This window comes from Acinetobacter sp. NS-4 (assembly GCF_037402435.1).
Lineage (GTDB): Bacteria > Pseudomonadota > Gammaproteobacteria > Pseudomonadales > Moraxellaceae > Acinetobacter.
Genome location: NZ_JBBEUE010000005.1, coordinates 60094 through 74095, shown reverse-complemented (window position 1 = coordinate 74095; position 14002 = coordinate 60094). Strand labels below are relative to the sequence as shown.

Here is a 14002-nt window from a genome sequence, read left to right as displayed (position 1 = left end):
CCTATAAAAAATAAATTCAATTTATACATTTATGTAAAACAGGAGCAGTAACCTGTATTGCATATGTGTTCATATTTCTATTCAATCGGGATAGTTATATATAGTTACATAGAAAAAATCAGTACAAACTTAAATCAAGAAAAATAAATAAAAAAGGAGATTTCACATGGATTCAGGGATCATTACCATTTTACTACCTTTAGCACTGGCTATTATTATGGTGGGCTTGGGACTGGAGTTAACCCCCAAAGACTTTGCCCGAGTCAGCAAACATCCTAAAGCCGTTTTAATTACGCTATTTTGCCAACTGGTTGTACTGGTCAGTATTGCATTTGTGATCTGCAAGGTTTTGGCGCTTCCCCCATTACTTGCGGTAGGGCTAATGCTGCTTGCAGCTTCACCTGGTGGCAGCACAGCCAACTTGTTTAGCTATCTGTTCAAGGGTGATATTGCACTGAATATTACCTTAACTGCAATCAATTCAGTCATTGCAGCCATAACACTACCTTTAATTGTAAATTTTTCTATTGCACATTTCATGCAAGACGCTCAGCAAATCAATCTTCAATTCAGTAAAATTATTCAGGTCTTTGCCATTATCATCATCCCGGTCTGTATAGGCATGCTGATTCGCCACTATGCTCCACATTTCACAGAAAAATTAAATAAGCCGCTACGTATATTCGCTGTCATATTTTTAATATCAATTATTATTGGTGCTATTGTGAGTGAACGTCAGAATATTGCTGAGTACTTGACTCAAGTGGGAGCAGCTACTGCACTGTTCTGTATGTTTAGCCTGTGTATTGGTTATTTCGTGCCTCGGCTACTTGGCATTAATAGTGCCCAGGCGCGTGCCTGTGCATTTGAAATTGGCATCCACAACAGTACTCTGGCCATGACCATTGCGCTTACCGTTATGGCCAACTCCACCATAGCCATGCCAGCTGCGGTATATTCTATTTTTATGTATATCTTTGCCGGGCTATTTGGCATGCTTTTGAATAAATTCGCAGCTCATCCAGCGGCCGCTATCCCCACCTGATTCAGCTTCCATAAAAAAAGGACGTACATGGACGTCCTTTTCTTTTTCAGGATAGTTTTTATCAATATATAGTTGTTTCAGCCCAAGTTCCGTTACAATGGCATCTTTATAAAGACAAATTTAGGTTATCTCCGTGAAGTGGTTACAAATTCATATTACTGTTGAGCAAGCTCAAGTCGATTTCACTGAAACACTATTAAGTTCATTAGGTGCAGTGAGCGTAACTTTAGATGATGCTGAAAATCAGGACTTGCTTGAACCACTTCCAGGTGAAACTCCACTCTGGAACAAAGTCATTGTGACCGGCATCTATGCTCAGGAAGATGACGAAAAAATTGATGTTGATGCACTGATTACCTTTATTACTGCTCAAATGCCTGAAGCACCAGTACGTTATGAATTTCTTGAAGATCAGGAATGGGAACGTACCTGGATGGATGCTTATGAACCGATCCAGATTGCCGAGAAATACTGGATTGTGCCTGAATGGATGGAAGCTCCTGAAGCCGATGCCGTAAATATCAAGCTTGATCCAGGCCTGGCGTTTGGTACCGGCAACCACGCAAGTACCTTTCTTTGCCTGCAATGGTTAGGCAAGACCGATGTGAAAGATAAAATTGTGATCGATTATGGCTGCGGTTCAGGCATTTTGGGCGTGGCTGCTTTATTGCTGGGTGCTAAAAAAGTCTATGCGACTGATATTGACCCTCAAGCTGTTTTAGCAACCCAACAAAATGCTGAATTGAATGGTGTACTGGAGAACCTGTTTGTAGGTTTACCGGATGAGTTCAATGAAGAACTTAAAAATCAAAAAGCCGATGTGTTTGTTGCCAACATTCTTGCAGGCCCGTTAATGACCCTTGCGCCTGAATTCGCAACTTTGGTTAAATCTGAGGGAGAGTTCGCACTTGCCGGCATATTAGAAGAGCAAGTTGCTGATGTTTCTAGTGTTTATTCTGAATTTTTTGATATACTGCAAGTCGAAAAACGTGAAGAACATTGGTGTCGAATTTCGGGTAAACGCCAAAATACCCCTACAAATCTTGAATAGACTATGAGCGAAAAACAAACCTCCTGCCCTAACTGTTTGACCAAGTACAAAGTCTCTGTGGCTCAACTTACAGTTGCTCGGGGCATGGTTTGTTGTGCAAAATGCTCGACCAATTTTAATGCATTGAACCATCTGGTAGTAGAGAAAGAAGATACTTCCTCTACTCCTCCTGCTAGTTCTTCGTTAAATCTCAAGCGAGAAACACATTCATCCAATGAATTGTCTCCCGATCAGCTCATTAGCCATCCACACGTAGAACAACATTTATTAAACATTTTCGACCGTAAAGTTGAAAACTCGAATATTGATTTAAAAACCTATCTCAATAACTTAAATTATTTTAGTACCGAACCTATTGGTAATTACCCTACACTGAATTGGTCAGAAAAAGCCGAACAAGAGAAAAAATATGGTGCGTGGCACTATGTTTTATGGGGAACGATTAACTTATGCTTAGTCAGTTTACTTATTTTGCAGTTTTTTTGGTTTAACCCGAAAATTTTAAATAATAGCCCGGTATTTAGTGCGCTATTTAACACTGTCTGCCAGAGCTTTAGCTGTTCAATTATGGAACAGAATTATCATCTTATTTCCACCAACAAGCTAAAGGTTAAACAAATTTCCAAACAACAAACCCAGTTCACAGGCGAATTGATTAACTACCACACCCAAAGTTTGGCACTTCCTATTATTCGGGTAAATTTGAAAGAGAATGGTCAAACCATATCTACTTATTCCTTTATACCTTCTGAATATTTGATCAGCAGCCTGCAAGGGATACAACGAATTCCCCAGAATAGTCCTTTTAAATTCAAATTTAGTGTTCCGGTGGCACGTAAAAGCTTTGACACTTATAGTTTAGAAATAATTCGTCCGTAAAATTAAAAAAAACTATTAAAAAATACAAAAAAATGTAAAAAAAATGCAGTTTTCTTGCTCACTTTTTCTTAGACAATGCTATGATACGCGCCACGAAAGCTTAGTGCTGCAAACTCCTCGAAAATTTTTACAACAAAATCGTCTAACTGAAATGCGCTTTATTAAATATAGCGTATAGAGTAGATTTTTTTGTTTTGATTTTGAGTGGTAACAAATATTAATCTATTGTTACGCTTAAATTTCGATCAGAAACGTCGAGTTGTGGCAAGCTAAATGATCAAGTTTTAGAGTTCTAGTTTTAGGATCTAAAACTAGAACTCATTGAATTTCTATAGACCACTTTTATATATCTCTTTACCCAAGTGATATTTGATTTTTCGGATTAATTCGCATGAATAGCAAGTCTCCTATTTTTACTGCACAATCTGATGTCGCTCTTCGTATTCACGTAGATCGCGCAGTTCGCCACTACTTTGCACAATTGCAAGGCGAGCAACCCTCTCAGGTGTATGACATGGTGCTGGCAGAAATGGAGAAGCCTCTTTTGTCTGTAGTTCTAGAGTATACGCGTGGCAATCAGACTCGTGCTGCCGAGATTCTCGGACTAAACCGTGGTACTTTACGTAAAAAGTTAAAAGCTCACGGTTTAATGAGTGAATAAATGATAAAATGCTTGCGGCTTCCGCAGGCATTTTTTTTACCTGTATTTTGCCTATTTGTTTTAATCTGTTCCTTTGAAAACTGTGACGAAGATCATGACTATTAAACGCGCTTTAATCTCTGTTTCTGACAAGACTGGTATTGTTGAGTTTGCACAAGACCTTGCTGCTCTTGGGGTAGAAATTTTATCTACGGGTGGTACTTACAAGTTGTTAAAAGACAACAATGTTGCCGTAGTTGAAGTTTCAGAGCACACTGGTTTCCCAGAGATGATGGACGGCCGTGTAAAAACGCTACATCCGAAAATTCATGGTGGTATTCTGGCTCGTCGTGGTCTAGATGAAGCTGTGATGGCAGAACACAACATCGATGCAATTGATTTGGTGGTTGTAAACCTTTATCCGTTTGCTGCGACTGTTGCAAAACCAAACTGTTCACTTGCTGATGCGATCGAAAATATCGACATCGGTGGTCCAACAATGGTTCGTGCTGCTGCGAAAAACCATGCTTCTGTAGGCATTGTAGTAAATGCTTCTGACTATGCAACTGTGGTAGCTGAGCTTAAAGCTGAAGGTGCTTTATCTCATGCAACCCGTTTTGACTTAGCAGTGAAAGCTTTTGAACATACAGCTCAATATGACGGCATGATTGCTTCTTACCTTGGCGCTCGCGTTGGTAAAGAAGAAGGTCAAGCAGACAAGTTTGCGCGTACTTTCAATACACAATTGAACAAAGCACAAGATCTTCGTTATGGTGAAAACCCACATCAATCAGCTGCTTTCTATGTAGAGTCAACTGCAACAGAAGCTTCTGTTTCAACTGCTAAACAGTTACAAGGTAAAGAATTATCTTATAACAACATTGCAGATACAGATGCAGCGCTTGAATGTGTTAAATCATTTGCTAAACCTGCATGTGTGATTGTAAAACACGCAAACCCATGTGGCGTTGCAGTATCTCTAGACGGCATTAAAGCTGCTTACGATTTAGCTTATGCAACTGACCCTGAATCTGCATTCGGTGGCATCATTGCTTTTAACCGTGAATTAGACGTGGCAACTGCACAAGCGATTGTTGACCGTCAATTCGTTGAAGTGATTATTGCACCAAGCATCGCTGAAGGTGTTTTAGAAGTAACAGGTGCGAAGAAAAACGTACGTGTACTGGTATGTGGTGAGCTTCCTGCAATTGATGCACGCCAATCTCAACTTGACTATAAACGCGTAAATGGTGGTTTGTTAGTACAAGATCAAGATTTAGGCATGATCACTAAAGATGACCTTAAAGTTGTGACTAAACGTGCACCTACTGAAGCTGAAATCGACGATATGATTTTTGCCTGGAAAGTTGCGAAATACGTTAAATCTAACGCAATTGTATATGCGAAAGGCCGTCAAACTATTGGTGTGGGCGCAGGTCAAATGAGCCGCGTAAACTCAGCTCGTATTGCTGCAATCAAAGCGGAACATGCCGGACTCGTAGTTGAAGGTGCTGTAATGGCGTCTGACGCATTCTTCCCATTCCGTGATGGTATTGATAACGCTGCAAAAGTGGGTATCAAATGCATTATTCAACCGGGCGGTTCAATGCGTGATGAAGAAACAATTGCAGCGGCTGACGAAGCTGGCATTGCAATGGTCTTCACTGGCATGCGTCACTTCCGCCACTAAGTACACAGCTTAGAATGTAATGACAAAGCCATACATGTGGTTTAAAACAGATTTCTAATCTTGCATAAAGTCCTCTCCTATTTTTAGGCTGAGGACTTTATGTCATTTTCGATTCATGGAGTATGAACCGATGAATATTTTAGTTTTGGGTAATGGCGGTCGTGAACATGCATTGGCATGGAAAATCGCTCAGGATGAAAAAGTCGCTAAAGTTTTTGTTGCACCCGGTAATGCTGGAACAGCAACTGAAAATAAATGTGAAAACGTGAATTTAAGCATTCTAGACAATGCTGCGATTATCGATTTCGCAAAAAATAATGCAGTTGAACTGGTGATTGTGGGTCCTGAAGCGCCGCTAGTAAACGGTGTTGTTGATGCCTGCCGTGCAGCTGGTGTAAAAGTTTGGGGCCCAACTCAATTTGCAGCGCAGCTTGAAGGCTCTAAAGCATTTGCCAAGCATTTCTTAAAACGCCACAACATTCCAACTGCTTTTTATGATGTATTTACCGAAGTCGATGCAGCAAAAGCATTTGTTGAAAAAAATGGCGCGCCGATTGTAATCAAGGCTGATGGTCTTGCTGCGGGTAAAGGCGTGATTGTTGCCATGACCAATCAAGAAGCATTTGATGCCATTGATGACATGCTGGCGGGCAATAAATTTGGCGATGCTGGTTCTCGTGTTGTGATCGAAGAATTCCTTGCCGGTGAAGAAGCGTCTTTCATTTGTATGATTGATGGCGACAACATTCTACCAATGGCAACGTCTCAAGATCACAAACGCATTTTTGAAGGCGATCAAGGTCCTAACACAGGCGGCATGGGTGCATACTCTCCTGCTCCAGTTGTTACTGCGGATGTATTCGAAAAAACCATGAATGAAGTGATGCGTCCAACCGTTGAAGGCATGAAAAAAGATGGTCATGTTTATACAGGTTTCTTGTATGCCGGTTTGATGATTGATGAACAAGGTCAACCAAAAGTGATCGAGTTTAACTGTCGTTTCGGTGATCCTGAAACCCAGCCAATCATGATGCGTCTGAAATCATCTTTGGTGGATCTGGTTGAAGCAGGTATTGCAGGTAACCTTCCTGCAGAAGCTGAATGGGATGAGCGCAAGACTGTAGGCATCGTGCTTGCATCTAAAGGCTACCCTGAAACTTCAAGCAATGGTGATGTGATTTCAGGCCTAGATACTGAAATGACAGATGCCAAAGTTTTCCATGCTGGTACAAAAGCCAATGAAAAAGGCGAAATCGTAACCGCTGGTGGCCGCGTACTTTGTGTGACCGCACTGGGGAATACCATTGGTGAAGCACAAGCTAAAGCTTTAGAGCTTTGCCAAAAAGTAACTTTCGACGGCGTTCAATATCGTAAAGATATTGGTTACCGTGCGATTGCACGTGAAAATGCTTGATTGATTTAATTCAGCAAAAAAACCCGCCTAGTGCGGGTTTTTTACTTGCTATACTCAAGATTGTTTAGAAGTCTTAGGATTTATGCTTCAAACACAACAGAATATAGAAAAGGCCCTACTTCTATCGAGTAAACAATATAATGAAGAGGTATCAAATGCTATAGGACGCTTGTTCACTAACATTTTTACAGCATATAGAAATGAACGCGCGCACGGAGAAATCAATAAACACTACAAAAAGCAAATACGAGAATTTATGTTAATTAATGAACTTTATCTTTTAGAAAATGAATCAATACCAAACAATTAAAAATTTTTTATCATTATCCCTTTTTCAGCTTTGTATTTTCAAAAAATTTATATAGAAACAAAATTTTTTTAATTATCAGTTTTACTCATTTCAATAAATTTAATCTATTGTTTTATGAGTTAATTTATAAAAACGCCTCACTTTATTATACAAAATTAAGCTAAATATCGGATTTATAATCACTATTATGCATAAAAAAAAATTGTTATGATGTGTCCAATTTTTAGGAATAAGTCATCATGAAAATTGTTTGATTACAGCAATTTGCTTTATTCAAACAAAAAAACCTCTCTCCATGATGCTACTGATATCCAATTGCGTTGATGAAAAGGACATTTTAAAGTCACCTGCATCAATCAGTTAATCTGATTCACACTTGATTTAATCTCTCCAATGACATATTCGTAAATTTATCGCCAAATTAAATTTACTAGGACATATACATGAAAAAGCTCCTTGGTCTTATTTTAGGTCTTTCAGTTGGCTTGTCTGGCTGTGGTAAACAGGAAGCACCTGCAAATGATGCAGCTCAAACGAAAGACGCAAATGGTCTGCAAACTGTCACTATGGCTTCTACAGGTTCTGATGCTGAAATCTGGCGTTATATTGCGACACTTCCAGAAACCAAAGCTGCCGGCATTAAACTTGAAGTGAAAAACTTCACCGATTATGTGTCTATGAACACTGCTGTTGCAAATAAAGAAATTGATGTGAATGCATTCCAGTCTTATGCTTATCTGGTTGCTTTCAACGAATCCAATAAAGACAAGATTGCTCCGCTTTCTACCACTTACCTGGAACCAATGGGTATTTACTCAAGTAAAGTGAAGAAACTGGATGAATTCAAAACCGGTGCAACCATTGCCATTCCTAACGATGGTGCAAATGAATCACGTGCATTATTGTTACTTCAATCTGCCGGTTTGGTAAAATTAAAAGCTAATTTTGACAACGTAAAAGGTACCCCTGCCGATGTTGTTGAAAACAATAAAAAGATTGTAATTAAACCGATTCAGATGGCCACTGCAGTACGTGTAAAAGATGAAGTCGACGCGATTGTCCTGGGTAATACCCTAGCAATGGAAGGTGGCTTAAATGTACTGAAAGACTCTATTTACTATGAGCCAGTAGACCAAAGCACAAAAATAAATGTCAACATTCTTGCCGTTGCAGAAGGTCGTCAAAATGACCCTGTACTAAAAAAAGTGGGCGCGCTTTACCATACGGAAGCAGTGAACAAATACGTTCAGGAAAAGTTTGGTGGTACTAAAGTTGACGTAAATAAACCGATTAGCTATCTCACTGAAGCAAAATAGTAATATAATTGGTTCATCTAAACAGGCAAAGCTTCTTTGCCTGTTTTTCTTTTTATAGATAGTTTTTGACCATATGATTGAATTTAAAAATATTTCAAAACACTATCAGCTTAAAGGTCAAACAATTCGTGCCCTGGATCAAATTAATTTACAGATTCCAGCTGGCAGTATTTTTGGCATTATTGGCTATAGTGGTGCGGGTAAAAGTACCTTAATCCGCCTGATTAATTTGCTCGAACGACCAAATGATGGTCAAGTCATCATTAATCAAAAAGATTTTACCGCATTAAATGCACGTTCATTACGTCAGGAACGCGCCAACATTGGCATGATCTTTCAGCATTTTAATTTGTTGCAGAGCAAAACTGTAGCAGCCAATATAGAAATGCCAATGAAATTGTTGGGCTGGAGCAAAGCCGATCGTGAAAAGCGTTTGGCAGAATTGCTCGAGTTTATTGATCTTAAGCATAAAAAAGATGCTTATCCGGATGAACTGTCTGGCGGTCAAAAACAGCGTGTCGGTATTGCCCGTGCCCTTGCCAATCATCCTAAAATTCTACTCTGTGATGAAGCGACCTCTGCACTGGATCCGCAAACCACCAAGTCTGTTTTAGATTTGCTTAAAAAGATTAATAAAGAACAAGGCATTACCATTGTCATGGTGACCCATGAAATGGACGTGATTGAATCTGTGTGTGATTATGTTGCGGTAATGGAACAAGGTCAGGTCATCGAAACGGGTTCGACACTAGAAATTTTCAGTCAGCCACAGCATCCTACCACCAAGAATTTTATTCAAACTGTATTGCAACAACAGTTACCGGTAAACATTTTAAATAGCCTGGAAAACAAAAATCATAACAGCATTTATAGCCTGCAATTTTTGGGTACTTCTGCGCAAGAAACCGTGGTACAGGCAGCGATTAAACAGTTTGATATCAGCTTGAATATCTTGTTTGCCAATATGACTGAAATTAACGGTTCAGTGATTGGACAAATGTTTATACAGCTTTTAGGTGAACCTGCTGTAATTGAACAGACTGTTGCATTTTTCAAGCAAAATGGTGTCAAAGTTGAGCAATCTGGAGTCAGCGCATGAGAGATTTGTTCGTTCAATGGCTGACAGAAATCACGGCACCTTACTGGAAAAGTTCGCTGTCGATTGATCAATTTGTGACAGCATTGCAAGAAACCTTTCATATGGTGTTTTTTGCCATGCTGTTTGGTTGTATCTGGGGCTTTATCCAGGCCATCATTTTATTGGTGACCCGTCCGGCAGGCATTCTGCCAAACCGGGTGATTTATCATGGCTTAAACCCGATTGTAAATGCGCTGCGTTCACTGCCTTTTATTATCTTGCTGATTGCTTTTATTCCACTGACCAAATTGCTGGTGGGGACATCAATTGGTACATGGGCCGCAATTGTGCCGCTGACCATTTATATTGGTCCTTATATGGGCCGATTGATTGAAACTTCATTGCTTGAAGTGAATGAAGGCATTATCGAATCAGCACAAGCCATGGGTGCTTCGCCACTGCAAATTATTTTCAAGTTTATTTTGCCTGAAGCACGCAGTTCACTGATTTTAAACCTGACCACTGCCACCATCAGCCTGATTGGTGCCACTGCAATGGCGGGTGCGGTCGGTGCCGGTGGTATTGGTGATCTTGCCATTTCTTATGGTTATCAGCGCTTTGATACCAGTGTGGTGATTTTGACCGTGATTGTGCTATTATTGCTGGTGCAATTTGTACAAACCTTTGGTGAATGGCTGTCACGTTTAAGATAACGTTATAACCTTAATCCCCCACATTTAAGAGCCTTCCACATGGAGGGCTTTTTTTATCAAAAATATAAATCTGAATAAGCGGATCGTTACACACTCCATCTTCTAGCCTTGATAGAGAACTCAAAATTCTAAAATCCATTTCATTTTGTTGCAGCGATGAGGTTTTAATTTCCTGAGGAATCCCGGCTATTTTTCCAGCCAAAAAATAAAATTTGAACTTGAATTAGCTAAATATTAGTCCATGACTTTTCCTAGAGCATGCTAAACTATCCAGTGGTTTTTGCAGGGACTCATTTATGCACTTTGTTCATCTTGGTATTCATACAGAATTTTCAATTACAGAATCGATCGTACGTATACCTGACTTAGTCAAAGCTGCAGCAAATGAAGATATGCCTGCCCTCGCATTAACAGATTTATCCAACCTGCATGCCGCAGTAAAATTTTATAAAAAATGTCTCGATAAAGGCATTAAACCCATTTTAGGTTCAGAAATCCGCCTGAATAATGCTGAACATCGCGTGACCTTGTTGTCCATGACCAACAAAGGCTGGCGCAGTCTGACCGAACTGGTTTCTGAAGGTTTTATTTCAGGGCAGCAACTTGATATTCCTTGTGTGCAAAAAGACTGGATTTTAGATCAGCATCAAGACCTGATTGTGCTATTGGGCATGCAATCTGATGTCGGCAAAATGCTGATCACATCAAATCCAGATAAGGCTGAACCCCTCCTTCAGGAATGGATTGAAAAATTTGGCAATCGGGTTTATTTGGCTTTGACTCGCACCAACCGCCCTGATGAAGATGCCTTTATTGAAGAAGCCGTCAAACTTGCAAAAAAATACAATATTGGCGTAGTCGCCCATAACGATGTGCACTTTATTACACGTGATGATTTTGAAGCCCACGAAGCACGGGTCTGTATTGCCGATGGTTATGTATTGGGTGATAACCGCCGTCCTAAAACCTATAGCCCTGAACAGTACTTTAAAACCGCTGTGGAAATGACTGAACTATTTTCAGATATTCCAACAGCGATTGAAAATACCTACCACATTGCCAAGCGTTGTAACGTCACTTTACGCTTAGGCTTTAATGACTTACCGGACTACCCGATTCCGGAAGGCCATACCATTGATACCTATTTTGCCCATTTGTCCGAACAAGGTCTGGAAGAACGACTTAACTTTCTTTATCCGCCTGAAAAGCGCGATGAAGACTGGCCAGAAATCCGCAAACCTTATGACGAGCGTTTAGCCTTTGAAGTGAAGATTATTCTCGACATGGGTTTCCCGGGCTACTTCCTGATCGTGATGGACTTCATTCAGTGGTCTAAAGGTAACGGCGTACCTGTGGGTCCGGGTCGTGGTTCAGGTGCAGGTTCACTGGTTGCATATAGCTTAAAGATTACCGATCTTGATCCTCTGCGCTATGACCTGCTGTTCGAACGTTTCTTGAACCCGGAACGTGTATCGATGCCCGACTTTGACGTCGATTTCTGTATTGCCGGTCGTGACCGCGTGATTGAATATGTAGCTCGTACATATGGTCACGATGCGGTATCGCAAATTGCAACCTTCGGTACGATGGCTGCTAAAGGTGCAATCCGTGACGTAGCACGTGTTCTGGGTAAATCCTATGGTTTGGCTGACCGTATTTCTAAAATGATTCCCACCAAGCCTTTAGGTTTAAGTCTGGAAGAATCCATAGAAGCCGAGCCACAGCTGAAAGACATTGTCACCAATCCATCCAATCCTGACAACGATGATGCCGCTGAAATTTGGGAAATGGCTCTGAAACTTGAAGGCATTACCCGTAATACCGGTAAACATGCCGGTGGTGTGGTGATTGCACCGACCAAACTCACCGACTATTCAGCAGTCATGTGTGATGCCGATGGTACAGGACGTGTGGCGCAGTTCGATAAAGACGACGTTGAATCGGCCGGTCTGGTCAAATTCGACTTCTTGGGCCTGCGTAACCTCACCGTAATTGAAGATGCGATTCAGCATATCAATGCACGTGCTGATATTAGCGAGCCGGTAAATATTTCCTATATTCCGCTGGATGATAAAGCAGCTTACGAAATTTTCGCTTCTGCCAACACCACGGCAGTATTCCAGTTTGAATCCGTGGGCATGAAAAAAATGCTCAAGGAAGCACGCCCAAGTAAGTTTGAAGAGATTATCGCGTTCGTATCCTTGTACCGGCCGGGTCCAATGGATCTTATTCCTGACTTTATCCATCGTATGCATGGTGGTGAGTTTGAATATTTACATCCACTGTTAGAAGGCGTACTAGAGCCGACTTACGGAATTATGGTGTATCAGGAACAGGTCATGCAGGCTGCGCAGTTCTGTGCCGGTTATAGCCTGGGCGGTGCGGATTTACTGCGCCGTGCCATGGGTAAGAAAAAACCTGAAGAAATGGTCAAGCAACGCCAAATCTTTATTAAGGGTGCTGCTGAAAAAGATATTGATGAAGCGACCGCCAACCATATCTTCGACTATATGGAAAAATTCGCCGGCTATGGTTTTAACAAATCACACGCCGCCGCCTATGCCCTGGTTGCCTATCAAACCGCCTGGTTAAAAGCGCATTATCCGGCTGAATTTATGGCAGCGGTCATGACTTCGGAAATGCAGAACACCGACAACGTGGTGTTCCTGATTGATGACTGCCGTCATAACAATTTGGAAGTGCTTCCACCTTCGGTGAACATGTCGATCTATCAATTCCATGCCAGTAGCGAAAATACCATTGTCTATGGTTTGGGTGCGATCAAAGGCGTGGGTGAAGCAGCAATGCAGTCGGTGATTGAATCGCGTGTCAGTGATGGCCCCTATAAAGACTTATTTGACTTCTGCCACCGGGTCGATTTAAAGAAAATCAATAAACGTACCCTCGAAGCGCTGATTCGTGCAGGTGCTATGGATTGTTTGGGGATTGAACGTGCAGATTTAATGGCACAGCTCCCTGAAGCGGTACAAGCCGCTGAACAGGCACGCTCGAACCGTGAAACCGGTATTATGGATTTGTTTGGTGAAGTTGAAGAAGTTCAGCGTAAACCATCAAAACCGGTAAAACCGTGGTCTGATGAAGTCCGCCTCAAAGGTGAAAAAGATACCTTAGGCCTGTACTTAACTGGCCACCCGATTGATGTGTATCGTCCGGAACTCAAATCTTTTATTCCAGTCCGTATTAATGAACTGACCCCGACCCGTCGTGGTGTGACCACCGTATTTGCCGGTTTGGTTGTAGATATCGCCAATTTCCCGAACCGGATGATAGTGACTCTAGATGATGGTACAGCACGTATTGAAGTGTCGGCCAATCATGAACGTTTCCAGCGTTTTAAAGACATCATCCAGAATGAAAAAGTAGTGGTGATTGAAGGCGAAATATACGAGCGTGAAGGTTTTGACCGCCCTATGGGACGCTTGACCAAAGCCTTTAGCCTGAATGAAATCCGTCAAAAACGTGCCAACAGCATTCAGATCAAGCTGAACCCGGAACATCTCACCGCTTCACTGAGTCAGGATTTACGCAAGATTTTAACGCCATTCTGTAATGTCGACATGTGTAATCATATCCCGATGCAATTACAGATTGATTATTCCTATGCCTCTGCTGATATCAACTTGGGCCTGAACTGGAACGTGGCACCACTGGATGAACTGCTGGCGAAATTACGTGACTATTTTGGCAAAGAAGTGATTCATATTGAATATCAGGTTAAATCCAAAGCAGCCAAAGCCGTCAGTTACGAACAGGCCAGGCCTGCCAATGTCCCGCCGCCTCCAGCCAATGTGAGCATGGATGATGCGATGGACATGTATCAGGCTGAAGCCAGTCAATATTCTTAA

At 41.3% G+C, this 14002-nt stretch carries 10 protein-coding genes; all 10 read left to right on the top strand.

Translation table 11 applies throughout. The features are described from left to right. The first annotated feature begins 166 nt into the window (after positions 1-166). Positions 167-1045: a bile acid:sodium symporter family protein gene (locus tag WAE57_RS05630; protein WP_337709013.1), complete on the top strand. Its 879-nt coding sequence runs from the start codon at positions 167-169 to the stop codon at positions 1043-1045. Between the two features lie 133 nt (positions 1046-1178). Beyond that, positions 1179-2096, top strand: coding sequence for a 50S ribosomal protein L11 methyltransferase (prmA, locus tag WAE57_RS05625; RefSeq protein WP_337709011.1), 918 nt, complete (start codon positions 1179-1181; stop codon positions 2094-2096). Positions 2097-2099: 3 nt separating this feature from the next. After that, complete coding sequence (locus WAE57_RS05620) at positions 2100-2975, top strand: DUF3426 domain-containing protein (RefSeq protein WP_237786489.1); 876 nt, start codon at positions 2100-2102, stop codon at positions 2973-2975. A gap of 391 nt (positions 2976-3366) precedes the next feature. Then, complete coding sequence (fis, locus tag WAE57_RS05615) at positions 3367-3636, top strand: DNA-binding transcriptional regulator Fis (protein ID WP_001086304.1); 270 nt, start codon at positions 3367-3369, stop codon at positions 3634-3636. A gap of 94 nt (positions 3637-3730) precedes the next feature. Next, positions 3731-5305, top strand: a complete 1575-nt coding sequence (gene purH / locus WAE57_RS05610; RefSeq protein ID WP_337709009.1) for a bifunctional phosphoribosylaminoimidazolecarboxamide formyltransferase/IMP cyclohydrolase — start codon at positions 3731-3733, stop codon at positions 5303-5305. A 130-nt stretch (positions 5306-5435) separates the two neighbouring features. Further along, positions 5436-6719 (top strand): phosphoribosylamine--glycine ligase, encoded by a 1284-nt coding sequence (gene purD, locus WAE57_RS05605; protein WP_337709007.1) that lies wholly within the window; start codon positions 5436-5438, stop codon positions 6717-6719. Positions 6720-7472: 753 nt separating this feature from the next. Then, the gene (locus tag WAE57_RS05600) at positions 7473-8345 is read left to right on the top strand and encodes a MetQ/NlpA family ABC transporter substrate-binding protein (protein ID WP_337709005.1); all 873 of its coding nucleotides are present in this window, start codon (positions 7473-7475) and stop codon (positions 8343-8345) included. Positions 8346-8418: 73 nt separating this feature from the next. Further along, a complete protein-coding gene (locus WAE57_RS05595) occupies positions 8419-9444 on the top strand; it encodes a methionine ABC transporter ATP-binding protein (RefSeq protein WP_237786494.1) in 1026 nt (341 codons plus the stop codon). After that, on the top strand, positions 9441-10136 hold the full coding sequence (locus WAE57_RS05590; RefSeq protein ID WP_237786495.1) for a methionine ABC transporter permease: 696 nt from the start codon (positions 9441-9443) through the stop codon (positions 10134-10136). Before WAE57_RS05595 ends, WAE57_RS05590 begins: the two co-directional genes overlap by 4 nt. 296 nt (positions 10137-10432) lie before the next feature. Continuing rightward, entirely contained in the window at positions 10433-14002 is a 3570-nt protein-coding gene (gene dnaE / locus WAE57_RS05585; protein ID WP_337709002.1) for a DNA polymerase III subunit alpha, read from the top strand.

Coding starts and splice junctions, on each gene's coding strand:
- WAE57_RS05630 (WP_337709013.1), top strand. CDS start 167: ATGGATTCAGGGATCATTACCATTTTACTACCTTTAGCACTGGCTATT.
- WAE57_RS05620 (WP_237786489.1), top strand. CDS start 2,100: ATGAGCGAAAAACAAACCTCCTGCCCTAACTGTTTGACCAAGTACAAA.
- fis (WP_001086304.1), top strand. CDS start 3,367: ATGAATAGCAAGTCTCCTATTTTTACTGCACAATCTGATGTCGCTCTT.
- purH (WP_337709009.1), top strand. CDS start 3,731: ATGACTATTAAACGCGCTTTAATCTCTGTTTCTGACAAGACTGGTATT.
- purD (WP_337709007.1), top strand. CDS start 5,436: ATGAATATTTTAGTTTTGGGTAATGGCGGTCGTGAACATGCATTGGCA.
- WAE57_RS05600 (WP_337709005.1), top strand. CDS start 7,473: ATGAAAAAGCTCCTTGGTCTTATTTTAGGTCTTTCAGTTGGCTTGTCT.
- WAE57_RS05595 (WP_237786494.1), top strand. CDS start 8,419: ATGATTGAATTTAAAAATATTTCAAAACACTATCAGCTTAAAGGTCAA.
- WAE57_RS05590 (WP_237786495.1), top strand. CDS start 9,441: ATGAGAGATTTGTTCGTTCAATGGCTGACAGAAATCACGGCACCTTAC.
- dnaE (WP_337709002.1), top strand. CDS start 10,433: ATGCACTTTGTTCATCTTGGTATTCATACAGAATTTTCAATTACAGAA.